At 60.9% G+C, this 25803-nt stretch carries 22 protein-coding genes; 10 read left to right on the top strand and 12 right to left on the bottom strand.

The features are described 5' to 3' along the window. Positions 1–13: 13 nt before the first annotated feature. Positions 14–955 carry a Flp pilus assembly protein CpaB gene (gene cpaB, locus L8H52_RS20055; protein WP_242208420.1) on the bottom strand — a complete coding sequence of 314 codons (942 nt, stop codon included), beginning with the start codon at positions 953–955 and terminating at the stop codon, positions 14–16. A gap of 331 nt (positions 956–1286) precedes the next feature. On the opposite strand from cpaB, the gene L8H52_RS20050 reads away from it, so the two are divergent. The 4 genes from L8H52_RS20050 (at position 1287) to L8H52_RS20035 (ending at position 5332) form a co-directional block, all read left to right on the top strand. Continuing rightward, complete coding sequence (locus L8H52_RS20050) at positions 1287–1496, top strand: Flp family type IVb pilin (protein WP_228759302.1); 210 nt, start codon at positions 1287–1289, stop codon at positions 1494–1496. An 18-nt stretch (positions 1497–1514) separates the two neighbouring features. Continuing rightward, the gene (locus L8H52_RS20045; RefSeq protein ID WP_123596029.1) at positions 1515–1730 is read left to right on the top strand and encodes a Flp family type IVb pilin; all 216 of its coding nucleotides are present in this window, start codon (positions 1515–1517) and stop codon (positions 1728–1730) included. Between the two features lie 72 nt (positions 1731–1802). Beyond that, complete coding sequence (locus L8H52_RS20040) at positions 1803–2210, top strand: response regulator (protein ID WP_242208419.1); 408 nt, start codon at positions 1803–1805, stop codon at positions 2208–2210. Between the two features lie 716 nt (positions 2211–2926). Next, positions 2927–5332: an autotransporter outer membrane beta-barrel domain-containing protein gene (locus L8H52_RS20035; protein ID WP_242208418.1), complete on the top strand. Its 2406-nt coding sequence runs from the start codon at positions 2927–2929 to the stop codon at positions 5330–5332. A 144-nt stretch (positions 5333–5476) separates the two neighbouring features. Here L8H52_RS20035 and L8H52_RS20030 read toward each other — a convergent pair whose 3' ends face one another. The 4 genes from L8H52_RS20030 to L8H52_RS20015 form a co-directional block, all read right to left on the bottom strand. After that, complete coding sequence (locus L8H52_RS20030; protein ID WP_242208417.1) at positions 5477–7147, bottom strand: POTRA domain-containing protein; 1671 nt, start codon at positions 7145–7147, stop codon at positions 5477–5479. Between the two features lie 133 nt (positions 7148–7280). Further along, complete coding sequence (locus tag L8H52_RS20025; RefSeq protein ID WP_242208416.1) at positions 7281–8864, bottom strand: collagen-like triple helix repeat-containing protein; 1584 nt, start codon at positions 8862–8864, stop codon at positions 7281–7283. Positions 8865–9163: 299 nt separating this feature from the next. Further along, on the bottom strand, positions 9164–10018 hold the full coding sequence (locus tag L8H52_RS20020) for a MaoC/PaaZ C-terminal domain-containing protein (protein WP_242208415.1): 855 nt from the start codon (positions 10016–10018) through the stop codon (positions 9164–9166). A 2-nt stretch (positions 10019–10020) separates the two neighbouring features. Beyond that, positions 10021–11373: a 3-oxoacyl-ACP reductase gene (locus tag L8H52_RS20015; protein ID WP_242208414.1), complete on the bottom strand. Its 1353-nt coding sequence runs from the start codon at positions 11371–11373 to the stop codon at positions 10021–10023. A gap of 284 nt (positions 11374–11657) precedes the next feature. Between L8H52_RS20015 and L8H52_RS20010 the strand changes: the two genes are divergently transcribed. Then, the gene (locus L8H52_RS20010) at positions 11658–12935 is read left to right on the top strand and encodes an acetyl-CoA C-acetyltransferase (RefSeq protein WP_242208413.1); all 1278 of its coding nucleotides are present in this window, start codon (positions 11658–11660) and stop codon (positions 12933–12935) included. A gap of 248 nt (positions 12936–13183) precedes the next feature. Here the strand turns inward: L8H52_RS20010 and L8H52_RS20005 are convergent, their stop codons facing one another. Continuing rightward, the gene (locus L8H52_RS20005) at positions 13184–15130 is read right to left on the bottom strand and encodes a methyl-accepting chemotaxis protein (RefSeq protein WP_242208412.1); all 1947 of its coding nucleotides are present in this window, start codon (positions 15128–15130) and stop codon (positions 13184–13186) included. 447 nt (positions 15131–15577) lie between these two features. Here L8H52_RS20005 and L8H52_RS20000 point away from each other — a divergent pair, with 447 nt between their 5' ends. Together L8H52_RS20000 and L8H52_RS19995 are read left to right on the top strand one after the other, a co-directional pair. Beyond that, the gene (locus tag L8H52_RS20000; protein WP_007914672.1) at positions 15578–16474 is read left to right on the top strand and encodes a PA4780 family RIO1-like protein kinase; all 897 of its coding nucleotides are present in this window, start codon (positions 15578–15580) and stop codon (positions 16472–16474) included. Between the two features lie 332 nt (positions 16475–16806). After that, positions 16807–18015, top strand: a complete 1209-nt coding sequence (locus L8H52_RS19995) for an MFS transporter (protein WP_242208411.1) — start codon at positions 16807–16809, stop codon at positions 18013–18015. Here L8H52_RS19995 and cueR read toward each other — a convergent pair. The 3 genes from cueR to L8H52_RS19980 all read right to left on the bottom strand — a co-directional run bounded on the left by cueR (position 17969) and on the right by L8H52_RS19980 (position 21350). After that, on the bottom strand, positions 17969–18382 hold the full coding sequence (cueR, locus tag L8H52_RS19990) for a Cu(I)-responsive transcriptional regulator (protein WP_242208410.1): 414 nt from the start codon (positions 18380–18382) through the stop codon (positions 17969–17971). The genes L8H52_RS19995 and cueR overlap by 47 nt on opposite strands. Continuing rightward, positions 18379–20772 (bottom strand): copper resistance metal-translocating P1-type ATPase CueA, encoded by a 2394-nt coding sequence (cueA, locus tag L8H52_RS19985; RefSeq protein WP_242208409.1) that lies wholly within the window; start codon positions 20770–20772, stop codon positions 18379–18381. Before cueA ends, cueR begins: the two co-directional genes overlap by 4 nt. A 194-nt stretch (positions 20773–20966) precedes the next feature. Next, a complete protein-coding gene (locus tag L8H52_RS19980; RefSeq protein ID WP_242208408.1) occupies positions 20967–21350 on the bottom strand; it encodes a hypothetical protein in 384 nt (127 codons plus the stop codon). Between the two features lie 147 nt (positions 21351–21497). Here L8H52_RS19980 and L8H52_RS19975 point away from each other — a divergent pair, with 147 nt between their 5' ends. Next, positions 21498–21695, top strand: a complete 198-nt coding sequence (locus L8H52_RS19975; protein WP_242208407.1) for a cation transporter — start codon at positions 21498–21500, stop codon at positions 21693–21695. A gap of 89 nt (positions 21696–21784) precedes the next feature. Continuing rightward, entirely contained in the window at positions 21785–22987 is a 1203-nt protein-coding gene (locus tag L8H52_RS19970; protein ID WP_242208406.1) for a multidrug effflux MFS transporter, read from the top strand. 8 nt (positions 22988–22995) lie between these two features. Here L8H52_RS19970 and L8H52_RS19965 read toward each other — a convergent pair whose 3' ends face one another. The 3 genes from L8H52_RS19965 to L8H52_RS19955 all read right to left on the bottom strand — a co-directional run bounded on the left by L8H52_RS19965 (position 22996) and on the right by L8H52_RS19955 (position 24669). Beyond that, the gene (locus L8H52_RS19965; RefSeq protein WP_007914687.1) at positions 22996–23169 is read right to left on the bottom strand and encodes a hypothetical protein; all 174 of its coding nucleotides are present in this window, start codon (positions 23167–23169) and stop codon (positions 22996–22998) included. Positions 23170–23329: 160 nt separating this feature from the next. Then, entirely contained in the window at positions 23330–24343 is a 1014-nt protein-coding gene (locus L8H52_RS19960) for a zinc-binding alcohol dehydrogenase family protein (RefSeq protein WP_242208405.1), read from the bottom strand. Positions 24344–24375: 32 nt separating this feature from the next. Next, positions 24376–24669, bottom strand: coding sequence for a putative quinol monooxygenase (locus L8H52_RS19955; RefSeq protein ID WP_242208404.1), 294 nt, complete (start codon positions 24667–24669; stop codon positions 24376–24378). A gap of 119 nt (positions 24670–24788) precedes the next feature. On the opposite strand from L8H52_RS19955, the gene L8H52_RS19950 reads away from it, so the two are divergent. After that, on the top strand, positions 24789–25718 hold the full coding sequence (locus L8H52_RS19950) for a LysR family transcriptional regulator (protein WP_242208403.1): 930 nt from the start codon (positions 24789–24791) through the stop codon (positions 25716–25718). The last annotated feature ends 85 nt before the right edge of the window (positions 25719–25803 follow it).

Below are 25803 nucleotides of genomic sequence, written 5' to 3'. Positions count from 1 at the left end.
GATCCTTGCGCTGTCATGGGTTTTGTTGGGTGATCTGATTGCCGCGAATGATTTCCACGGCAGGCTTCGGGGCCGCGCCGGAACCACCGCTGGAAGGCGCTTTCGGCCCGGTGCCCAAGGCCAGTTGGGTGAACTGGAAGAGTTGGCTGTTGGCAGTGTTCAGATGTGCCGGCGCCTGAGTTTCGCCGGCCCAGTATTTGGCCAGGCGTTGTTCTTCGCTGCTGCGTACGGCCAGACGCAAGGTGCCGACTTGCGTTGCCAGCATCAGTCGGCTGAGCAGTTGTTCCGGCACCGCCAGCACCACGGTGCGCGCGGCGATGCGGCGTTGATCCTGTTTGAGCTTTTCATCGGCGCTCAGGGCCGGCGAAGCCGGTTGGCCGTCGTTGGTCAGTCCGTATTGATCGCCAACCCCGAGCACACGCATGGCCGGGACGACGATCTGCGCCGACTGTTCAAGGTTGCTGGTGTCCTGGCGCAGATACAGCAGCACATCGACGTAATCGCCGGGAATCAGTTGCCCGGCCGCGCCGATCACTTCGTCGACGGCCACGGTGAGGGCGCGTTCATCGCTGTGAATCATGCGTGCCAGTGAACCGCCGGCGGTGAAGCTTTCATCGTTCAGCCAAGTGCCGGCGCTGAGGTGCCGCCACGGCGTACGGCCGACGGCCTGGTCGACGTTGCTCAAGCTGCCGGCCGGTGCACTGCGCAGTTTTTCTACCGCGACATCGGCTGCCGTCAGCGCGGTGAATGGCGGCACATCGTGCAGCAACACCACCACCGGTTGGCGAGTCTGGTCTTCGGCGATCGCGACAGTTTTTTCAACGGTGACGGCTGGGGCAACGGGGGCTTCGGCAACGGGTGCCGGTTGACGGCTGAGCACCAGTCCCCAGTAACCGACAAAAATCGCTCCAAGCAGAAGGATGGCTGCAAGGCCCATGGTGACGCGACTGTTCATGACGGCTCTCCCTTTCCTGCTGCACTACCCACTGCACTTGCTAACGAGAGAAGTTCCCAATCCGGCAGCTATGAACATGCAACTATTTCGCTATTTCCACGCTAGCTGATCCGAGCCAAAACGCCATTAGTGACAGGAAAATAACCCACTAAAGTATGAGTCTTGGCCAATTAACAGCAGCAATCGGCAACTTCGCGATGTGATTAATCCTTTGTGATTAATCCGTTCTTACAGTTGTTGGGTGGGGCTTTGTTGACAATGCTCAAATGGCACGGTGGAACCTTGCCGCTGTAGTGCGACATCGGCGCCAGAGGCGCGAAGGAGTGGATGTATGTTCCAGATGATTGTTGATTACTTGATGGCCCGAGTCCGTCTGTTGTTCAGAAACGAGGAAGCAGCGTCGGCGATCGAGTACGCGATCGTGGTGGCGATGGTTGCTGTGGTGGTTGTGGCATTCGTCACCCCGCTGGGTAATCGGGTGCTGTTCTACTTCAACAACATCCTGACCGGACTGGGCGGCACAGCCGTGACCCGGCCTTGACCACTGAGGAGAACTGCGATGCTCTTTGAGTACCTGATGATTCGTGCCCGCAGTTTCCTGGCCAACGAAGACGCAGCATCGGCCATCGAGTATGCGATTGTGGTGGCGATGGTGGCGGTGGTAGTCATCGTGTTCGTCACGCCGGTGGGTGGCCGTGTGCTGGTCATGTTCAATAACTTGCTGGTAGCGCTGGGCGGAACGGCCGTGTCGACCACGCCTGCACCGTCGCCCTGAGCTGAACGAAGCTCAATGCCCGGCGAATGTCGGGCTACACTCGGGTTCACTTTCAGTTTTCAGGGATTGCCCATGACTGCTTCCTCGCTGCCGCGCCAACAGTTGCTTCTGGTTGACGACGAGGAGGACGCGTTGCTGGAGCTGGCGGAGTTGCTGGAGGGGGAGGGGTTTGTCTGTCATACCGCAACGTCGGTGAAGCTGGCGTTGCATCATCTGACGCGCCATCCCGATATTGCGTTGGTGATTACTGATTTGCGTATGCCGGAGGAGTCCGGGATGTCGTTGATCAAGCGCTTGCGTGAGCATACCTCTCGGCAGCATTTGCCGGTGATTGTGATGTCGGGGCATGCGGATATGGAAGATGTCAGTGATCTGTTGCGGTTGCAGGTGGTGGATCTGTTTCGCAAGCCGATTTATTACCTGAGGTTGTTGGAGACTTTGGATAATCTGTTTCCCAAGCCTAAGGTTCAGGTTGGCTGAGATTGAACTCGGCGGCCTTTGGGCCGACCGTGCTTTGGGGGTTTTTGGTGAATATCCGTTTTTTTGGGGGTTGCGGCTGGCGGTTTCGCCCTTACGGCGAGGCACTTTTTCCAGACGCCGAAAAAGTACCCAAAAAGGCTTGCTCCTGCGTGCGGCCCACTCGCTAAAGCTCGGGGTTCCTTCGCTCCGGGATCGATCCGGGCGCAGCGCCTACGGTTTGCTTCGCTGCACCTCCTCTCGCTGTGTTTGGCTTCGCCAAACGGTCGCTGCGCTCCCACCCCCGGATCAATCCCTCCACTCAGCCTTCCGACGTCGCCCGTGGATCAAGATCAAGAGCTGCAGCCGAGCTAACGCTCATCCTGTTGAGTGGTGAAGGGCAGAGGTGATGCGGGGTTTGGTGCACTGCTTCACTGCTTCACTGCTCTTGCTCTTTTGTAGGAGTGAGCCTGCTTGCGATGGCGGCCTGACTGCCGACCATTTTCTGTCTGATGTATTCAGATCCTGTGGGAGCAGGCCTGCCAGCAATGACGATCGACTGCTGGTCGGGTTCTTGAGAATTTGGCGCCATCTCTTTGACTTTTTGGTGGTATCAAAATAGTGGCTCCTGTAGATTCCCCGCGCCCGAGCCAGGACACATGGCGGGCCGGTAGGGATGCCTGTATGAATACGTGAACCCTGCTGAAACTGTTTTTCATGTTTTGGAAGGGAATCTCGTTTTGAATACTTCTTGTCTGCGCCGCTCTTTGCTGGCGCTTTCTGTGGCGGCTGCCGTTGTTCAGGCTCCGGGTGTCGGGGCTGTCACCCTCAATTACGATCTGGGCACAGGCCCGCTGGTCAGCGTCAAGCAGACCTACGATTTTCTCAATCTCGTGGGCACGGCGAATGTTGTGGAAAGCTCTACGTCGACGATGACCAGCGCGGCGCAGTTCACTGGGTTGTCGGTTAACAGCGAAATCGTCAACAAGGCCAGGATCACTATCGATGGCGCCACCCACGGTGTCGGGATCGACATCGCGCCGGCGGCGGGCGTGTCGTGGGCGCGGCTCGGTTCCAACTTCAGCAACGAGGGCTCGGTGACGGTCAACGGTCTGGCTGCGAGTGGTGAATCGACGGGTATCGCGTTGAGGGACATTCCGGTGCGTGGCGCTTTCATGAACTCAGGCCCGATCACCGTGAGCGGTAATAACGCCACCGGGGTTTCGCTGATCAACAGCAGTTTCGGTAGTGGGGTGATCAACGCCGGCACCATCGTCGTCAACGGCACCAATGCTCGTGGGCTTTATCTGGAAAACGTCACGCTGCCCGGCCCGGTCATGAGCCGGTCAACACTCAGGGCCACCGGCAGTGGCGCCGAAGCCATAGTGTTGAACGGGATGCAGCTTGTGCCTGCATCGTCTGCGAGCCAATACGGTCTCTACAACTACGGCAACGTATACGGGGAGAGCATCGGCATTCATGTGTACAACCAGCCCGCAGGACAAGGTCCGCTCAACATTGTTCAGTCATACGGATCGATCACGGGTGGTACGGCGGCCATTAAAGTGGACGATGGTCTGAGTTACTTTTACTGGAATTATGGCGAGGTCAAAGGCGACCTGTTGGGTCTGACCGGGGTGTCGATTGATGGCGAGGTCAGCTTCGATGGCGCGACGATCAAGTCCGGGTATGTCACCGTTCAAGAAGGCACTCTGACCCTGGCGCGGGCGCACACCACGATCGTCGGCGATCTGGACATGGAAGAAGCGGACTCGGTGATTGCGATGTCGGTCGGCAATGACACCGACATCAACCGGGCGATTCTGACCGTCACCGGCACCACCGAGATCGCGCCGGGCGGTCATGTGCAATTGCAGGCGCGCTCCAGCGATTTTCGCACGGCCGCCGGCGGCAACCGTTACACGTTGATCCGTTCGGGCAATCTGATCGGCGGCGAAAACCTTACGGTCGAGTCGTCTTCGGCATTGCTTGAAGTCAAAAGCTATGGCGTTGAGGGTAACGACGTTAAGGCGCTGGTCAGCACCAAGTCGCAAGAAGTGTTGACGCAAAATACTCTCGATGCCGGTGGTAGCCAAAACGCTGCTTCTGCGCTGGTCGGACTGTCGGCCTCGCTGATGTCACATCTTGATGAACAGGATCCGGTGTTCCAGGCGTTTGCCAATGCCGGCACCGACACGCAACTGGCGCGGCTGGCCGAGACACTCAGCCCGGACGTCAGCCGTGGCGTGCTGCACGCCGCCACCAACAGCCAGACGCTGGTGTCGGGCGTTATCAACGACCGCGCCAATCGCGCACGTACGACCACCGTCGCCCCGGAAAAAGGCGTCTGGCTGCAAGCCCTCAGCAGCGATGCCGATCAGGATGCCCGTCGCGGTGTCGCCGGTTATGACGCCGACAGCCACGGGATTGCCGTTGGTGCCGACGGTCAGTTGACCGCCGACACATCGATCGGTCTGGCTTACAGCTACCTCGACACCGATGTGAAATCCGATCTCGGCAGCAAAACCAAAGTGACCGGCCATGCGCTGACGGTCTACAGCAACTGGACGCATGACAACTGGTTTGTCGACGCTTCGCTGATGTACGGCTGGAACGACAACGAATCCAAGCGCTACATCGCCGGCACCCGCGCCAAAGGCGATTACGACAGCGATGTATTCGGCGTCAGCGCCTTGGCCGGTTATACCCTGCGCCTGACCCCGGGTGTGGTGCTGGAGCCGCAGGTCGGTGCGCGTTACGCCAATGTCGGCATGGATTCCTATCGCGAGAAGGGCAGTTCGGCAGCGCTGAATGTCGGCAGCCAGCGTTACGAAGTCGGTGAGATGGGCTTCGGTGCGCGCCTGGCCGCCGATTTTGCGCTCGGCACCGGCAGTCTCGAACCTGAGGCGAAATTCATGGCCTGGCATGACGTGATTGGCGACAAGGTTGCGACCTCCTCATCGTTCATACTCGGCGGCGATTCATTCACCAGCCGTGGCACCACACCCGTGCGCGACAGCTATGAACTGGGCCTGGGCGCCAACTACCGGATGGGCGCGTGGAGTGTCGGCGGTTCGTACAACTACGTAACGGCCAGCGGTTTCAATGCCGACGGCTTTACCGCGAAGGTGCGTTACGCGTTCTGATCCGCATCACGCAAAACCTGTGGGAGCAAGCCTGCTCGCGAAAACGGTGTGTCAGTCAACAGAACGCTTGGCTGATCCAGCGCTTTGGCGAGCAGGCTCGCTCCCACAGTTGTTTTGACTCAGGGGCGCAGTGCAATCCCCGCCCTACAACTGATAACTGAAACTGATGCTGTACCGAGGCTTGCGATTGAACGTATCCAGTGCTTCATCCGACATCGCCTTCGCTGCCTCCAGCGCAATGTTGTAGTACTTGGCATCGCCAAACCGCAGCCCGATCGCCGTCGATGACAGGTTGTTGGCCCGCACCGGCAATTCGTTGAACCAGCTGCGCGAGCGATCGAGCACGACATACGGTTGCAGGATGCGTACCCAACTGCCGTCGCGGTTGAAACTGTAGTTGACCTCGTAAGCCACGCCCCAGCCCTTGTCGCCGGACGCTTGATCGTCGGGATAACCGCGACCGAAATTCTGCCCGCCGAACACCGCGCGTTCGCTGTCGGGCAGGGTGTCGTCGCTCCAGTACAGCGCGGCGGACAGCACAGCTTGCCAGTTGTCGAAAAACTTGTCGCTCTGCACGCCGGACAGCCGCACGCGGAAGAAGTCGAGGTCGATGGCGTCGTTGTTGGTTTTCGCGCCCATGCTGTCCAGGCCTTGGTAGACACCGCCGCTGAGGATCCGCAGTTGTCGGGCATCAGCCTTGCGCCAGTCGCTCTCGAAGGCGAGGGCGCGGATGTCGGTGCGCTCTTCGACGCTCAGCGGCAAGCCGATCACGTTGTAGCGGGTTTTGTCGTTGACCGCGTAAAGCCTTGAACCGGCCGTCAGCAGTTCGTTGGAGGCGGCAATCAGCGGCAAGGTGAAACCGATCGAATAGCGATCGTTTTCGCGGTGCGGTTTGAGTTGCAGGCCGTTGTCGAGCACGACATTGGTGCCGGGGTCTGCGCGGTAGCGTGAAGCGGACAGTGCCAGTTGCGTGCCCTCGGCATCGAGGAACTGGCTGTAGTCGAGACGGTAGTAATGTTCGTGATCGTCACCCGGCGGGAACAAGCCGCTGAGGCTCAGTTGCTCGCCCATCGAGGTCTGCGAGTTGCTGCTGACACCGAGCAAGGCCTGGGTGCCGTTGCGGTTGTCTTCGGTGGTGCTCAGGGTACTGGTGAAAGGTTTGCGGCTGGCCTGAGCGATCAGCGTGGTCGCGCCATCGGTGGTGCCCGGTGGTGGCACCTGAGCCTGAATCGTCACGCCGGGGATGCGTGTCATCAGCGTGGTGTAGCGCTCGAAGGTCTTGCGGGTCAGTGGCCGTTCGGCCTGGATTTTCGCCGCCAGTTTATCGATGAGTGCTTTGACCCGGCCGACATCGCCCTGCATCTGGATATCCCGTACGTAACCTTCCACCAGCACCACGCGCGCTACGCCGTCATTGAAATTCTGCTGCGGCAAGAACGCGTACGACAGCAGGTAACCGTCCTGCTGATAACGCCGGGTGATGTTGCGCGTGGCTTCGATCAGATCGGCAAGGCGGGTTTCATGACCGATCAACGGTTTGTAGATTTGCGCGAGTTCGTTGAGCGGGTAGAGGGTGCCGCCTTCGATCTGCACGGTTTGCAGTTTGATTTTGGTGTCCATCAACAGCGGTTGCGCGGCTGCTGCACCGGCGTCCGGCACTTGCACGGGCGCGGCGCTCGGGCGATAGGCGTCGGCCGGCAGGTTCGGCACCGGCAGATTGCGGATGGTTTCGTTGCTGTTGAGAAAACTGGGCAGGGTGTCGGCGAGGGCGGCGGAACTGAGACTGAGGAACAGCAGGGATGCCATTACGCGCATAGGACACTCCATGGTCAGATCACAGCACTGGGCTGAATTCTCCTAAGAAAAAAGCGGAAGACTCGTGGGAATCTTCCGCCCTCAACCAAGCGTAGGCGCTGTAGGTGAGGCCGTCGAATCGGCCAGGTGCAATTTAGCGTTTGTTGCCTCCAAGAGCGCCGGTCAAACCGCCGAGTACGCCGCCCAGACCGCCACCGGTGGTGCCCCCGCTGGCACCGCCGTTGACCAGTCCGCCGACAGCGGCAACGGTGCCGCCGACGTTAGTGACCAGACCACCGACGGCAGTGGTGACCGGGTTGTTGGTAGCGGCAATCGCGCCACCCAGATTACTGACTGCACCGCCGACCTGACCGGTGAGACCTGCGACTGGCGAGCCGAGACCGGTGGCCCCGCCGACTTGCTGGGTCAGGTTGGTGACGGCACTGGTGACCGGATTCAGGCCATTGCCCAGGGCGCTGCCAACGGTAGCCAAGGGTGAAGTCGTTGCGGTGATCGGTGAACCCGAGCCGCCGAGTACGGTGTTGAGCGAAGCGACGGTATTACCGAGGCCGACAGCGGTAACGCCGCCGGCACTGACCACGCCGTTGGTATTGCCGGCATTCAGGCCAGCGCCGACGTTGACCACGGCACCGCCGACGGTTTGCAGCAAACCGGTGCCGCCAAGGCCACCGCCCAAACCACCACCCACTCCACCAGTGCCCGAGCCGGTGCCGTTGGACACCAGACCACCGGCCTTGCCGACTGCGGTGCCGGTATTGCTCAAGGCACCGCCAAGCGTGTTGGTCAGGGCATTACCGTTGCCGGCATCGGTGACCTTGTCACCCAGGCCATCGACGGCGCCGCCGACTTTCGCAATGACGCCTTTGAGCGGATCGCCCAGACCAGTTGCGTCACCGATCTTGTCCGTCGTGCTTTCGACCATGGCGATCACCGGCACCAGACTAGCGCCGAGTTTGTTCGTCAGTTGACTGGTCGGGCCGTTGGTCAAAGTGGTATCGAGAGTATTGCCGAGCATGGTGACTTTCTCACCAACACCGTCGAGCAGAGGCGCCACTTTGGTGACCACACCGCCCACCACCGGAACACTGCCGGTAGCCGTCGCCAGTTTGCCGCTGAGGTCGGAAACGCCGTTGCCGACATCGGTGACCACGCCGCCAACCGATGCGACGGTGGTGGTCAAACCTTTAGGATCGGTGGCCAGTTTGCCTACGCCATTGGCTACACCGTCACCCAAGGTGCTGACGACATTGCCGGCGGTGTTGGCCGCACTTTGTACAACGCCACCGACAACAGGAACGCTGCTCAGCGAGTCACCGATCTGGCCAACGCCATCGCCGACGCCAGCGACGGTTTTACCGACATCCTCTACCAGCGTAGTGGTCACCAGCGGTGTGGTGGTTGGATTGGTCGGGTTGGTGGGATCGGTCGGATCTGTCGGGTTGGTTGGATTGGTCGGATCGGTGCCACCTGTACCGCCGGTTCCGCCAGTACCACCTGTGTTACCGGTGCCGCCAGTGCCGCCAGTGCCCGCAGTATCACCGGTGCCCCCCGTACCGCCAGTACCCGAGGTGCCACCAGTGCCGGCGGTGCCGTCCGCCGCAGAACTGCCGGAACTGCTGTGATGGCCGCCACCGCCGCTGCTGCAACCGGCGAGGCCAAGGGAGAGAATCATTGCCAGAGCAATTGCTGATTTGCACCACACGTCTTGAGTTTTCATGATGGAGATTCCTTGCACCTGTCACAACGTTCGTTGACTTCGATGGCTCGCCGATCTGTCGTCGGTGATGCCTTCGACCGTTGTGCTCAATCTCAGTCCAGGGGCAGGTTCTGCACCATTCTCAAGTTGGTATTAACGCCTTTATATATAAGATGAAGAGCAGTGCGTAATGACTAATACCCAATATATAGGCGCACAAAAAAAGGCCTTGATAATCAAGGCCCGGAGGTTTTCGGCAAAGGCGGAGGAGGCGGAAAAAACTTAAGTGATATACACACAATTAATGGTATGGCGAAGGCTCAGGCAATCGGCTGCCACTGCCCGACCATGTGCTCCAGATCACCCGCGCCGGTCAGACGCAACTCACCGCTGGACCCCGCTGCACTCGCCAGCAATGTCACCTCACTGGGCAGGCGCACCGGTTTGCGAAAGTGCACGGCGATTTCGAGATTGGCCTTGGGCAAGTGAGCGCTCAGCGCCGCGAGCGTTCGCGCCTTGTTCCACAGACCATGGGCGATCGCTGTCGGAAAGCCAAACAGCTTGGCACTCGCCGCACTCAAGTGAATCGGGTTGTAGTCTCCGGAGACTTTGGCGTACTGCCGTCCGATGTCCGCCGGGGCTTTCCAGTGCGCCACTTCCACCAGCGATTGTGAGGGCTCCCAGGTTTGCTCGACAGCCTCGCCCTCAAGCTTCACGCCGCGACAAAGCATCTGGCTTTCCGCTTCCCACAACGGCCCAAGTTGATCATCCAGGGTGGTCAGCACATCGAACGTCGCACCTTTCGGATGCGCTTGCAGATTCGTCACGCGCACGCTCACTTGCGCCCGACCGATCCCGCCCATCGGCCGCAACAGGCGAATGCGATTGCTCAGATGAATCAGCCCCAGCAGTGGAAACGGAAACTCTTTGGCGGTGAGCAATTGCATCTGCAAGGCGAAGGCGAGGATGTGCGGATACGTCGGCGGCAGCAGACCGTCATCGGCGAACCCGCAGACCTTGCGATAGGCCGCCAGACGTTTGCCATCGACGTCGACCCAGCAGCGCAAGCCACCGTCAGGCAAGTGTGTGCCGGTGATTTTCCGTCGCGTCGCCGCCCGTGCGTACAGCCCGGGCAGACTCGGTTCGCGATCCAGCGTGTGCCATTCGATGCTCATGTCTACGCCCCCAGAACACTTTGTCCACAGACCCGCAGCGCCTGCCCGGTAAACGCGCCGGTGCCCGGTTGCGCCAACCACGCGACCGCTTCGGCAACATCCTGCGGCAAGCCGCCCTGACCGAGCGAACTCATGCGCCGCCCGGCCTCGCGCAGGCCGAACGGAATGTGTGCGGTCATCTGCGTTTCGATAAAACCAGGGGCGACGGCGTTGATGCTGATGCCGCGCTCCAGCAACATCGGCGCCCAGGCTTGCGCCAGACCGATCAGCCCGGCCTTGCTCGCGGCGTAGTTGGTTTGCCCGCGATTGCCGGCAATGCCGCTGATCGAGGCCAGCAGAATGACCCGCGCATCATCGTGCAGCGTGCCGCTGTCGAGCAGGGCTTTGGTCAGCACTTGCGGAGCATTGAGGTTGACCGCGAGCACCGCGTCCCAGAATTCCGGCGTCATGTTGGCGAGGGTTTTGTCGCGGGTGATGCCGGCGTTGTGCACCAGAATGTCGAGGCCGTCGGGCAGCTGTTCGATCAGTTGCGCGGCGGCGTCTTCGGCGCAGATATCGAGGGTAATGGCGCGCCCGCCAAGGCGCGCGGCGAGGGCTTCAAGATCGGTCTTGGCCGGGGGAACATCGAGCAGGATCACCTCGGCGCCATCGCGGGCCAGCGTTTCCGCGATGGACGCGCCGATACCGCGTGCCGCCCCGGTGACCAGCGCCTTGCGCCCGGCCAGTGGCCGCGTCCAGTCCGTCACTGGCGTCGCACACGCGGTCAGGCGAATCACTTGCCCGGACACGAACGCACTTTTCGGTGACAGGAAAAACCGCAGCGGGCCTTCCAGTTGATCTTCCGCGCCTTCGCCGACATAGATCAGTTGCAGCGTGCCGCCACTGCGCAGCTCCTTGGCCAGCGAACGGGAAAACCCTTCCAGTGCTCGTTGCGCACTGGCGGCAAACGGATCACTCAGGGTTTCCGGGGCACGACCGAGAATCACCAGATGGGCGCTGTGCTCAAGGTTCTTCATCAGCGGCTGGAAGAATTCGCGCAACTGTTTGAGCTGGTCGGTCTGCTGCAATTCACTGGCGTCGAACACCACGGCTTTGAGTTTCGGGCCGTGGCCGGGAATCCATTCGGCGGCGCTCGCCGGTTGCTCGCCGTAGCGGTAGATGCCGTCGGTCAAACGGTTGGCGAAGGCACTGATGCGCTCGGCCAGCGGCCCGCCGCCGATCAGCAGTGCACCTTCCACCGGCCGCAGGCGCCCGGCCTGCCAGCGTTCCAGTCGCACCGGCGACGGCAGGCCCAGCGCCCCGACCAGACGATGGCCGATGGACGAATTGGCGAAGTCGATATAGCGGTCAGACATGGAACGCTCTCCAGAAGGTGGGGTTCAAAGTGTGGACTGTCGATGGCAATCAATCGTTCGATCCACGCAATAAGGCCTACGCTAGAACAGCAGAGTAGTTTGCCCTCGACGGTTGTGTTGCCGAACCCACATTCAGAAACACAGCTGAACCTCTGTAGGAGTGAGCCTGCTCGCGATAGCGGTGTATCAGATAAACATTTTCTGACTGATACACCGCTATCGCGAGCAGGCTCACTCCTACAAGGGATTGGTGTGAATTCAAACCTTCGGAAAAGGAGTCATTCATGAGTCAGCTGCGCCGCGTCGCGATCATCGGCGGTAACCGCATTCCCTTCGCCCGTTCCAACGGGCCGTACGCCACGGCGAGTAATCAAGCGATGCTCACCGCCGCCCTCGAAGGCCTGATCGAACGCTACAACCTGCACGGCCTGCGCATTGGCGAAGTGGTCGCAGGCGCGGTGCTGAAATTGTCACGAGATATGAACCTGACCCGTGAATGCGTGCTCGGCTCGCGCCTGTCACCAGCGACACCCGCCTACGACATTCAGCAAGCCTGCGGCACTGGCCTGGAAGCGGCGATCCTGGTGGCGAACAAGATCGCCCTCGGCCAGATCGACTGCGGCATCGCCGGCGGTGTCGACACCACCTCGGACGCACCGATCAGCGTCAGCGAAGGCCTGCGCAAAATCCTCCTGCAAGCCAACCGCGCCAAAACCACCGGCGACAAGCTGAAAACCTTTCTGCAACTGCGGCCTCAACATCTGATCCCGGAATTTCCACGCAACGGCGAACCGCGCACGGGCCTGTCGATGGGCCAGCACTGTGAGTTGATGGCGCAGACCTGGCAGATCCCGCGTGAAGAGCAGGATCAACTGGCCCTCGAAAGTCACCACAAACTGGCTGCGTCCTACAGCGAAGGCTGGCACAACGACCTGATGACGCCCTTTCTCGGCCTGACTCGCGATAACAACCTGCGCCCGGACCTGACCCTGGAAAAACTCGCGACGCTGAAACCGGCGTTCGAAAAAAGCGCGAAAGGCACACTGACGGCAGGCAACTCCACGCCGCTGACCGATGGTGCTTCCGTGGTGCTGCTCGGCAGTGAAGAGTGGGCGAATGAACGTGGCTTGCCGATCCTCGCGTATCTGCGTGACGGCGAAGCGGCGGCAGTGGATTTCGTCAACGGCGCCGAAGGGCTGCTGATGGCGCCGGTGTACGCCGTGCCACGGTTGCTGGCACGCAACGGGCTGACCTTGCAGGACTTCGATTACTACGAAATACACGAGGCTTTTGCGGCGCAGGTGCTGTGTACGTTGAAGGCCTGGGAAGATCCCGAATACTGCAAAACCCGGCTGGGCCTTGATGCGCCACTGGGTTCGATTGATCGTAGCCGGCTGAATGTGAAGGGCAGTTCGCTGGCGGCCGGGCATCCGTTTGCTGCGACCGGTGGGCGTATCGTGGCGAACCTGGCGAAGTTGCTGGACGCGGCGGGGAAGGGCAGGGGGCTGATTTCGATTTGTGCGGCGGGTGGGCAGGGCGTCACCGCCATCATCGAACGCTGACGCTTGAAGAGCCCCTCACCCTAGCCCTCTCCCAAAGGGAGAGGGGACTGATTGGGGGATGCTTCGGAGTTACACCGAACTGAGAGAGTTGTGCTGAATCCGGAATCGAACTGATTTGGAGAATTCTGCCAAGCCATATTCGACGCGGTATTTCAGGTCGATGCACAACGCCAGACACCTCGGTCAGCCCCCTCTCCCTCCGGGAGAGGGCTGGGCGGGCGGCGTTCCGATGAGGGGGCTTTTGAGGTTCAGGTACGAAACCGTCTGACCAACCCATCCAGCTCATTCGACAACCCCGCCAGACTCTGCGAATCCAGACGCGCCGAGTTGGCCAGTTCCGCCACCAACTGCGCATCGCCATGAATCTGGCTGATGTGCCGATTGATGTCCTCAGCCACTTGATGCTGTTCTTCGGCGGCGGTGGCGATCTGCGTGTTCATGTCGCGGATCACGTCCACTGACTCGCGGATCTGCCCGAAACTTTCGCGCGCCTCGCCAATGCGCGTCACCGACTGCTGCGAGACCTGCAGGCTGGCGTGCATCTGCTGGGTGACCTGACTGGTGCGTTTGGCCAGATTACCGAGCAGGCCATCGATCTCTGCCGTCGAATCCGCCGTGCGTTTGGCCAGTGCGCGCACCTCGTCGGCGACCACGGCAAAGCCGCGACCCTGTTCACCGGCACGCGCCGCTTCGATCGCGGCGTTGAGCGCCAGCAGGTTGGTCTGTTCGGCGATGGAACGGATGGTGCCGAGGATCGACTGGATATCGTTGCTGTCGCGCTCCAGTTGCTGCATCGACTGCGCCGATTGCTCCAGCTCCTGGCTCAATTGGTCGACGCTGTTTACCGCCGCATCAATCTGCTGCTGGCCTTGACGGGCTTGACGCTGACCGCTGTCGGCGGAGTCCGCCGCCTGACTGCACGAGCGCGCAACCTCGTTGGCGGTGGCGACCATTTCGTGGAACGCGGTCGAGACCATGTCGACGGCTTCGCGCTGACGCCCGGCCGCTTCGGCCATGTCGCTCGACACCCGGGTCGAGCTCTGCGAGGTTGCGAGGATTTTCCCGGCGGCACCGCCGATGTGCTGGATCAGGCTGCGGATTGCGGTAAGGAATTGATTGAACCAGTTGGCCAGTTGCGCGGTTTCATCATTGCCACGGATGTCGAGGTTTTTGGTCAGGTCGCCTTCGCCCTGCGCGATGCCTTCCAGACCACTGGCGACGCTGCGGATCGGGCGCACGATCAGGCTGGCGAAACTGGCGCCGACCACGGCGAACAGCACGGCCAGTACGGCGGCGATAATTGCGATCAGCCAGGTCAGTTGCGTGGCTGAGCTCATCACATCGCTCTGCTTGATCAGGCCGACGAAGGTCCAGCCCAACTGCTCCGACGGCCAGACGTTGGCCATGTAGCGCTCACCGTTAAGCTCGACCTCCACCAGACCTTTGCCGGCCTTGGCCAGTTGCGCATAGCCTTCGCCGAGGCTGTCCAGCGGCTTGAAGTTGTGTTCCGGCTGTTTTGGATCGACCAGCACCGTGCCGCTGTTTTCCAGGAGCATCAGGTAGCCGGTTTCGCCCAGCTTGATCTGTTTGACGATCTCGGTGAGCTGCTTGAGCGTCACGTCGATACTCACCACGCCGCCGTTGCTGCCGAGTTTGTTGTCGATGGTGCGCACGGTGCTGACGTAGGTCGCATCGTCCTGCGCCCAGTAATAAGCGGCGGTACGGAACGGTTTGCCCGGTTTGGCCTGGGCGGCCTTGTACCACGGCCGCTGGCGCGGGTCGTAGTTGTTGAGTTTGGGGTCGTCCGGCCACGACACATAACCGCCGGCAGCGGTGCCGACGATGGCATAGGCGTAAGCCGGGTGGGCGTTACCCAGATCCTGGAGGAATGCGAAGACCTTTTTGTCCATCTCGCCTTGCGGCACCGATTCGGCGTTGGCACTCATGTAGGTCTTGAGGCTGTCGTCGGTGTTTTTGATCAGCGGTTGCGACGCCAGGTAATCGACGTTCTGGCTGATGCCGTCAAAAAACAGCTGCATGGCATTGCTGACCTGGCGGATCTCGCGACCGCTGCCGTCGACAAAGTTGTCCCGGGCATCGCTGCGCAGGTTCATCACCACCAGGGTCGCGACCAGCACCACCGGCAAGCAGGCGATGACTGCAAACGCCCACGTCAATTTCTGTTTGATGTTCATCCGCGCTCCAGATTTTCTTGTAGGCCCACGCAGTGCAGATGACTTGTGGTTTATTGGCAGCCGAAAACGTTGTGGATCACCCGTTTCCCTGAGTGCGACATCGCTGATTTTTTTGGAACGATTGTCGGACAAATCCCTCTGTCATTGAGGACTTCGGCTGCAAAACAGGGAAATTGAGGCGGCTTCGAAAAAATCTTCCGGATGGTATTAACCCTTGTGTCAGATTCTGTCGCAAATGCCCTCGAAGACATGTACCAACAAGTACAACAGGCTCGGCTATGATTCCCCACGGTCGATGCGCGAGCGCAGAGTTGGCCCTGTTTAATCCGGCACAGTGTGTGCATTCTCAACGTTCACAGGTCGGCAACCCCTCCCCGTTGTGCGAGGATTGCCGTATAACGAGTGACATTCGCGTGTTTGGTAATAAAGGACCCACAATAAAAGCTGATGAAGACTCCAAAACGCATTGAACCCCTGATCGAGGACGGTCTGGTCGACGAAGTGCTGCGCCCACTGATGAGTGGTAAAGAAGCAGCTGTTTATGTGGTGCGCTGCGGCAATCAGTTACGTTGCGCAAAGGTCTACAAGGAGGCGAACAAACGCAGTTTCCGCCAGGCGGCCGAGTATCAGGAAGGCCGCAAGGTTCGCAACAGCCGACAGGCGCGGGCGATGGCGAAAGGCTCCAAGTTCGGTCGCAAAGAGACCGAAGATGCCTGGCAGAACGCCGAAGTGGCGGCGCTGTTCCGTCTGGCCGGTGCCGGCGTGCGGGTGCCAAAACCCTACGACTTCCTCGACGGCGTGCTGTTGATGGAACTGGTGGCCGACGAATTTGGCGACGCCGCGCCGCGTCTGAACGACGTGGTGCTGGAGCCGGATCAGGCGCGCGAGTATCACGCGTTCCTGATTTCGCAGATCGTGCTGATGTTGTGTACCGGTCTGGTGCACGGTGACCTCTCGGAGTTCAACGTGCTGCTGACGCCGACCGGCCCGGTCATCATCGACCTGCCGCAAGCGGTCGACGCGGCCGGCAACAACCACGCGTTCAGCATGCTGGAGCGGGATGTCGGCAACATGGCTTCGTACTTCGGGCGCTTTGCGCCGGAGTTGAAACTGACCAAGTACGCGAAAGAAATGTGGGCGTTGTACGAAGCCGGCACCTTGCACCCGAACAGTGTGCTGACCGGTGAGTTCGATGATCCGGAAGACCTGGCCGACGTTGGCGGGGTGTTGCGCGAGATCGAAGCAGCGCGCCTCGACGAGGAACGCAAGCAGGCCATCCGTGCGGCGGACGACGAGCCGAAAGGCAAGTCCGACGAACCGCCGCCACCACCGTGGATGCAGTGATTGCTTGATGAGAAACCCGGCTTCGGCCGGGTTTTTTGTTTGAACCGGAAGCCCCAAAACCCCTCACCCCAGCCCTCTCCCAGAGGGAGAGGGAGCTTACCGAGGTGTCTGGCGTCATACATCGACCTGAAACACCGGGTCGATTATGGATTGGATGGGGTCAGCATTTGGACCTGTTTGGATTCGGTAAAGAAATTTCAGGTCGGCGTATCTCCACAGCATCTCCCAATCAGTCCCCTCTCCCCCTGGGAGAGGGTTAGGAGGGGCCTCTTTCGGATCAACGCAAATTCAAGTCTACTGTCCACCGCTCCACCCACACTCAAGGACTGAATGTGACCACCCCCCGCAACACCCACCTGATCGTCACCGCTCGGCTGATCTCCGATTTCGGCGCCTTCCTCAACATGGTCGCGCTAGCCACGTACGTCTACCTGCTGAGCAACAGCGCAATGAGCGTCGGAATCTTCCTCGCCAGTCGCGTCGGCGGGGGGATATTGGCCAGCCTGATTGGCACCGCGTTTTACCGTCGATGCAGCGGACGCGCACCGCTGATCGCGTTCGATCTGCTGCGCGCCAGCGTGCTCGGTTTGCTGTTGATCGTGCCCGTCAGCCAGCAAGCCTTGCTGCTGCCAATGATCGCTTTCGGTCTGGGCCTGGGCAATTCGATGTTCGCCATCGGCCTCAACAGTCAATTACCGCGTCTGATCCCTGCCGAGCAATTGCTCAAGGCCAACGCCTGGATCACTTCGGCGTCTTCAGCGGCCATGGTCGGCGGCAGTCTGGTTTCAGGTTTGCTGGTCGCGGGTTTTGGCTTTGAAACGGTGTTTGCCCTGAATGCGCTGACCTATTTGCTGGCCGCGTTGTTGATTGTGCCGCTGCGTTTCGAACCGGCAACAGCCAACGAGGAAACCGGACGCGGCGAATGGACCGCACTCAAGCAAGGCCTGCGCTCTGCACCGGTGATTGCCGCGATGCTCGCGGTGACCATGGCCGACACCTTGGGCAGCGCTGCGCACAACGTTGGCTTTCCGATCATCTCGAAACTGCTCACGCCAGAGTCGGCGAGCACCACGCTGGGCCTGATGCTCGCGGTATGGGCCAGCGGCAAACTGCTGGGCGCACGAGTCGCCAGTCGTCTCAAGGGCTCGGACAACAGCCATCTGGAACGGCGGTTTTTCTTCGGCGTGGCGCTGATGTCCTGCGGCTTTATCCTGATGTTCCAGCAGCACAGTCTCTATGGTCTGCTGCTGTTTTCATTGCCGGCGGGACTGGGTGACGGTTTTTCCGAAGTCGGGTTGATGTCGCGGCTGCAGCGCGAACCTGAGCAGTTGCGCTTGCCGATTTTCAGCGTCCTGACCTTGCTGCAAATGACCGGATTCGGCATCGGCATGCTCATCGCCGCGCCGTTCTACGGATGGTGGGCGCCGGGTGCCGTGGTCATGCTGTTCCACGGCATCCCGCTCAGTACCTTGTTGCTGATGAAAGCTCTGGCGCTCAAGCGCGGGCGGGTTGCGCGCAGCAGCCCGACGCCAGTTCCTTGAGGATCGGGCAATCGGGGCGGTGGTCGCCGTTGCAGTGCTCAACCAGGTCTTGCAGAGTGTCGCGCAACTCGCCGAGCTCGCGGATCTTCTGATTCAACTCGTCGATGTGCTGGCGGGCCAAGGCCTTCACATCGGCGCTGGCGCGTTGGCGGTCCTGCCAGAGGGTCAGCAATTTGCCGACCTCTTCCAAAGAAAAACCCAGATCCCGTGAGCGCTTGATGAATGCCAGCGTGTGCAGGTCATCATCGCCGTAGACCCGGTAACCGCTGTCGGTGCGCTGGGCCGCTTTGAGCAAACCGATCGACTCGTAATAACGGATCATTTTTGCGCTCAGGCCACTGTGCCTGGCCGCTTGGCCGATGTTCATCGGTGTTCCTCCAGGTCCTTGGGTTTCCAGGTTTTCAACAGTAGCGCATTGCTCACCACGCTGACGCTCGACAATGCCATCGCCGCACCGGCCAGCACCGGATTAAGGAAACCAAACGCCGCTAGCGGAATGCCGATCAGGTTGTAGACGAAGGCCCAGAACAGGTTCTGACGGATCTTCGCGTAAGTCTTGCGGCTGATTTCCAGCGCCGCCGGCACCAACCGTGGATCGCCGCGCATCAGGGTAATGCCCGCCGCGTGCATGGCCACGTCGGTGCCGCCGCCCATGGCGATGCCGATGTCGGCAGCGGCGAGGGCCGGGGCATCGTTGATGCCGTCACCGACCATGGCGACCACACCGGTTTTTTTCAGCTCGGCGACGGTGGCGGCTTTGTCCGCCGGCAGCACTTCGGCGTGGACGTTGCTGATGCCCAGCGCTTCGGCGACCACACGTGCGCTGCCACGGTTGTCGCCGGTCAGCAGATGGCTGTGGATATCCCGGGCGGCGAGTTGTTGCACGGCTTCCAGTGCCCCGGGTTTGAGGGTGTCACCGAAAGCGAACAAGCCGAGCACTTGCGGTTCAGGACTTTGCTCGATCAACCATGACAGGGTGCGGCCCTCGGCTTCCCAGGCTTGGGCGGATTCGCTCAGATTGCCGGCGCTCAAAGCACTTTCTTCAAGCATGCGGCGATTGCCCAAGGCCAGACGTCGGCCATCGAGATTGCCAGCGATGCCGCGACCAGTGAGCGACTGGCTGTCGCTGACATCCGGTACGTGCAGTCCTCGTTCCGCTGCGGCGTCGAGCACCGCTTTGGCCAACGGGTGTTCGCTGCCGCGTTGCAGCGCGCCGGCCAGTTTCAGCAAGGTGTCTTCATCGCCATTCACCGCGCTGAAATGGGCGATACGCGGCGTGCCAGAGGTCAGCGTGCCGGTCTTGTCGAACACCACACTGCTGACTTCATGGGCGCGTTCCAGCGCTTCGGCATCCTTGATCAGAATGCCGTGACGCGCCGCTACGCCGGTGCCGGCCATGATCGCGGTCGGCGTGGCGAGGCCCAGTGCACAGGGGCAGGCGATGACCAGCACCGCGACAGCATTGATCAACGCGGTTTCCATGGGGGTGCCGTAGAGCCACCAGCCGACCAGCGTTGCCAAGGCAATCAGCAACACCGTCGGCACAAAGATCTGGCTGACCTTATCCACCAGTTTCTGGATTGGTGCTTTCGCGGCTTGAGCGTCTTCCACCAAACGAATGATGCGCGCCAGCACGGTTTCCGCGCCGAGCGCCTGAGTGCGCACCAGCAGGCGACCTTCGCCGTTGATCGCACCGCCGGTAACTTTATCGCCCGGTTGTTTCGGCACCGGCAGGCTCTCGCCGCTGATCAGTGCTTCATCGGCGTGGCTCTGGCCTTCGATGACTTCGCCGTCGACCGGGAAGCGCTCGCCGGGTTTGACCAGCACTAGATCATTCAGGCGCAAAGCGCTGATGGCGACATCCTGCTCGTGACCGTCGATTACTTGAATGGCCCGTTCCGGGCGTAACGCCTCAAGGGCGCGGATGGCGCTGGCGGTCTGGCGTTTGGCGCGGCTCTCCAGATATTTGCCGAGCAGCACCAAAGCGATGACGACTGCCGACGCTTCGAAATACAGATGCGGCATGCGCCCGGCAGCGGTGGCCCACTCATACAGGCTCAAGCCGTAACCGGCACTGGTGCCGAGGGCGACCAGCAAGTCCATGTTGCCCGCTCCGGCACGCACGGCTTTCCACGCGGCGACATAAAAACGCGCACCGAAAATGAACTGCACCGGCGTGGCGAGGGCGAATTGCGCCCAGGCCGGGAGCATCCAGTGAATGCCGAACGGTTGCAGCAACATCGGCGCCACCAGCGGCAGCGCCAGGGCGATCGCGCAGATCAGCGCCCAGCGCTCATGCTTCAGCTTCTGTTGCTGGTTATCGGGTTGCGGGTGTTCGGCTTGCCAGATGCTGGCCGAATAACCGGCCTTGGTGACGGCTTCGAGCAAGGTTTGCGGATCGACCTGGCCGAGCAGTTCGAGGTGGGCGCGTTCGTTGGCGAGGTTGACGCTGACGCTTTTCACACCGGGGACTTTGTTCAGGGCGCGCTCGACGCGACCGACGCAGGACGCGCAGGTCATGCCTTCGATATTCAATTCGATCGTCTGCTGCGGGACGCTGTAACCGGCGCGTTCGACCGCGTCCATCAACGCCGGCAGACTGTCGCCTGGCGCCTGCACACGGGCCTGCTCGGTGGCGAGATTGACGCTGACGGCACTGGCGCCGCTGACTTTGCTCAAGGCCCGCTCGACGCGCCCGGCGCAACTGGCGCAGGTCATGCCGGCAATCGGCAGATCGAACGTGATGGAATCGGACATCGGTCGTACTCCCTGTAGTGGATGCCTACAAGGATCAACCTTGCCATGCGGGCAAGGTCAAGTGCCATTCTTTGACGCGCCGCAAAACCAACTGTGGGAGCGAGCCTGCTCGCGAAGGGGCCGTCCCATTCAGCTTCATCGCTGAATGACACACCGCTTTCGCGAGCAGGCTCGCTCCCACAGGTTTGATGTACTCAGTATTCGAGGGCGGCGGGGCGCAGGTACAAACCTTTGGCAGATGTCGCGATCCGGTACTTCACGACATCGCCGGCCTTGAGCGAGATTTCCTGCGCCGGTGGCGCCAGCATGCCTGGTTGACAACCCGGCACTTGGCCCGGCTCCAGTTTCAGGCGAATGGAAAACGTGCCGTGTTGCAGGTTGAACGATGTGGACTGCTCCTGAAGCAGTCGCCCGGCAAACTGATCCTGGATGTACACGCCGATCTCACAGGACGTCGGCACTTCCAGACGCTCACGCGAGATGATCAGAACGGCGTAGTCCTCGCCGGTCGCGTTGGCCGAGGGCAGCGCGGCAAAGAGACTGAGAAAGCCAAACAGGCTGAAAGCTGACCAGCGCATGGCTGAATCTCCTGAATCGAGTCATTGATGTACGCAGCTTGGCCGAGCGCGGCGCCGAATGCCAGCCCGGCAGTTTATTGCAGAACTTGACCTTGCCATCGTGGCAAGCTCGAAACTGCTGGCAACCTCACTCAAAGGAGTCATTCCATGCAAGTGTTCAACGTTCAAGGCATGTCCTGCGGTCACTGCGTCAAAGCCATTACCAGCGCGGTTCAGGCCAAAGATCCGGCGGCCAGCGTGCGGGTCGATCTGGCGGCGAAAGAGGTGGGCGTCGAGAGCGCGCTGAGTGCCGAGCAAGTGATTGAGGTCATCAGCGAAGAGGGCTACGCAGTGAAACTCGTCTGAAGTTTTATAGTTAGCGAGCTATCGGAATGTTCAAGGCGTCCGGGCGCGGCTAGACTGTCGGGCTGCCGACTTGCCAACCTGGATGCCTGATGAACTTCCGTACCATTCTGATTCTCGGTGCCTTGACCGCCTTCGGGCCCTTGGCGATCGACTTCTATTTACCTGCCTTTCCCTCGATGGCGCTGGCGTTCGGCACCGACGAGAAACATGTGCAGATGACGCTGGCAGCGTATTTCGCCGGGTTGTCCATCGGCCAACTGGCTTATGGCCCGGTAGCCGATCGCTTTGGTCGGCGGATTCCGTTGCTCGTCGGACTTGCCCTGTTCACTCTGGCGTCGCTGGCCTGTGCTTATGCGCCGAATCTGGAATGGCTGATCGGTGCGCGCTTCGTCCAGGCGTTGGGCGGCTGTGCGGGGATGGTGATTTCCCGGGCGGTGGTCAGCGACAAATGCGACGCGGTGGGCTCGGCGAAAGTTTTCTCGCAATTGATGCTGGTGATGGGCCTGGCGCCGATTCTGGCGCCGATGCTCGGCGGTCTGCTGGTCAACACCATCGGCTGGCAGTCGATCTTCCTGGTGCTGACCGGGTTCAGCGCGCTGGCCGGTTTGGCGGTGGCGCTGGGTCTGCCGGAAAGTATGCCGGCGAATATGCCGCGTCAGCCGCTGTCCGGCGCGCTGCGTCAGTACGGGCGCTTGCTCAAGGATCGGGTTTATCTCGGCCATGCCCTGACCGGTGGCATCGCCATCGCCGGGATGTTTGCCTACATTGCCGGCTCACCGTTCATCTTCATCAAACTGTATGGCGTGCCGGCCGAGCATTTTGGCTGGCTGTTCGGCACCAATGCGGCGGGGTTCATTCTGGTCGCGCAGGTCAACGCGCGGTTGTTGGCCAAACGCGGTCCGGCATTCCTGCTGTCGCGGGCGGTGTGGGTTTATTTCGCTGCCGGGCTGACGCTGCTCGCGGTCAGCGCGATGCATACCCAATCCTTGTGGCCGCTGCTGATCCCACTGTTCATCTGCGTATCGAGCCTGGGTTGCATCAGCCCCAACGCAGCAGCCTGCGCCATGAACGGGCAGGGCGCGCGCGCCGGCAGTGCCTCGGCGCTGCTCGGTTGCATGCAATTCAGTGTCGCCGCTGGGGCTTCGGCACTGGTGGGGGTGTTGCACGACGGCAGCGCTGTGCCGATGGCAATCGTCATCAGCCTGTGCGGTTTACTCGTGGTGTGCGTGGCGCTGCTCACCCGCCGTCTGCAGAATGCCCGGGCACTGGCGCAAGCCCAAGCCGAGGCATAAAGCAAGCCTCAGCCGGCAGCGCGCTGCTGGCTGCGGTCGGGAATCTGATGGGGCGCGCAGAGTCGCGCTTCGAGGGTGCGAGTGAACGCCAATGCTTCGGCTTCACTGCGGAATGTCACGGCGTGCTGGTCCAGACGAACCTGCCATTGAGACTTTGCCACTTCTTTTATCAGGATCTTCATTGCTGACCTCCCTTGCGTAAAAGATGTACCGCAGAGGCTTCGATTGTAGACCTGAATACGATCGCAATTGTGACAACGGTCAAGCATCGGACTGACGGCAAAAAACAGCGCAGCCTCGCCGACCGCTCTAGCTCCGGCGAAGGCTGCGCTGTGCGGTTTTTTAGAAACCTTCTAAAACAATTTTGCCCTTGGCTTTGCCACTTTCCAGCAGTTCGTGCGCCCGGCGCAGGTTCGCCGCATTGATCGTGCCGAAATGCTCGCCCACCGTGGTCTTCAACGTCCCGGCATCAATCAGCTCAGCCACGCGATTAAGCAGCTTGTGCTGTTCGATCATGTCCGGCGTCTCGAACAGCGAGCGGGTGTACATGAACTCCCAGTGCAGCGACAGGCTCTTGCGCTTGAGTTTGCTCACGTCCAGCGACTTCGGATCGTCGATCAGTGCCAGTTTGCCTTGCGGCGCCAGCGCCTCGACCAGTTGATCCAGATGTTGATCCGTCTGAGTCAGGCTGGCGACGTGGGTCACATTGTCGATCCCGGCGCGCTTGAGCTCTTCGCTCAGCGGCTGGCTGTGGTCGATCACCAGATCGGCGCCCAGCTCTTTGACCCAATCGGCGGTCTGCTGGCGGGATGCGGTGCCGATCACTTTCAGGCCGGTCAATTGCTTGGCCAACTGAGTGAGGATCGAACCGACCCCACCGGCCGCACCAACGATCAGCAAGCTCTGGTCTTCAGCGGTTTTGCCTTCGCGGATTTGCAGGCGTTCGAACAGCAATTCCCAAGCGGTGATTGCAGTCAGTGGCAGCGCGGCGGCTTCGGCAAAGCCTAGGGATTTCGGCATGTGGCCGACGATGCGCTCATCGACCACGTGCAACTCACTGTTGCCGCCGGCACGGGCGATGGAGCCGGCATAGAAGACTTTGTCGCCAGCCTTGAACAGCGTCACTTCGCTGCCGACGGCCTTGACCACACCGGCAACGTCCCAACCCAGCACTTTCGCCGCGCCGTTTTCCGGCGCCACGTTCTGCCGTACTTTGGTGTCGACCGGATTCACCGAAATGGCTTTGACTTCCACGAGCAGGTCGCGCGGGCCGGCGACCGGTTCAGGCAGTTCGATGTCTTGCAGGGATTTGGCGTCGCTGATCGGCAGGGAAGCGTAATAGGCAATGGCTTTCATGAGTGGCTCCGTACAGGTAATAGAAGAGGGAATCAGCCAATCGCGCCGAGGCGCTTGAGCTGGAAGTGTTCGATGGTGTCGCCGGCGCTGGCCTGGAAGTGCTGAAAGTGCGCGCTGTTGTTGTGCGCCTCAAGAATCGCTTCGCTGGCCCAGTGTTCGATCACATAAAAAACCTGAGGGTCGGCGAGGTCGCGGTGCAAGTCGTATCGGCTGCAACCGTCTTCGGCGCGGCTCGGCTCAACCAGTGCACGCAGGCCCTGTTCGAGACGATCCTGCTGGCCGGGTTTGGCGATCAGAGTAGCGATGGCGGTGAATGGCTGGGACATGCTCGGCTCCAGAGACGCGGGATGAATTCGATGGAGAGATGATTGGCTATTTCTCTGCGAGATAAAACCGGCTAAAAGAGCAGTCTCTTTCAATATTTTTTTGATAATCGAGGCTGAGCATGCTGCGTTTTGACGACTTGCAGTTGTTTGTCCGGGCGGCTGATCTGGGCAGTCTGTCGGCGGCCGCGCGGGTGATGGACATGTCTGCAGCCGTCGCCAGTGCGGCATTGAAGCGGATCGAACAGCAGCTCGGCGCACGCTTGCTCGCTCGCTCGACCCGCAGCCTGCGCCTGACCGCCGAGGGCGAAGGCTTTCTCGAATACGCGCGGGCGGCGCTGAGCAATCTTGATGAAGGCCGGCGTTTGCTCGCCAGCGGCCAGGATCAGGTCAGCGGGGTCTTGCAGTTGTCGGCGCCTTCGGACTTCGGCCGTAACCTGTTGCTGCCGTGGCTCGACGAGTTTCAGCGCGAGCACCCGAAGCTGACCGTGCGATTGCTGCTCGGCGACCGCATCGCCGACCTGTTCCGCCAGCCGGTGGACATCGCCTTGCGCTATGGTGAGCCGGAAGACTCGAGCCTGGTTGCGCTGCCCATTGCCCCGCACAACCGCCGGGTGCTGTGCGCTTCCCCGGCGTATCTGGCCCGGCACGGCGAACCGCGCCAGCTCGAACAACTGGCCCAGCACAACTGCCTGCTGTACATGCTCGGCAGCCGGGTGCATGACCACTGGAGTTTTCACGACGGTAAACGTGAAGTCGGGCTGACCGTCAGCGGTGACCGTTTCAGCGACGACGCTGACGTCGTGCGTCTATGGGCGGTGGCCGGTGCCGGGATTGCCTACAAATCGTGGCTGGACGTCGGCGCCGATGTACTCGCCGGGAGGCTCAAAGTGCTGCTGCCGGAGCTGCTCTGTGAGCGCGCACCGCTGAATCTGTTGTGCGCCCATCGCGCCCAATTGAGTAAGCCGGTGAACCTTCTGAGGGAAATGCTCGCCAGCCGATGCGCTGATTTGAGTAGTCAATTTCCCGTTTTTCTCAAAGATGATCATTAGTCGCAGGTAAATAGAGAAATTTCTGTCAGGAACAATCACCACCTGTGCAGGCCCCGGCGCGGGACGCGGGAGCTAACCCGCTTAT

Source organism: Pseudomonas sp. CROZ-RG-20F-R04-15 (assembly GCF_022662375.1).
In the GTDB taxonomy this organism is placed as follows: Bacteria; Pseudomonadota; Gammaproteobacteria; order Pseudomonadales; family Pseudomonadaceae; genus Aquipseudomonas.
This window is presented reverse-complemented; position numbering and strand designations above follow the sequence as displayed.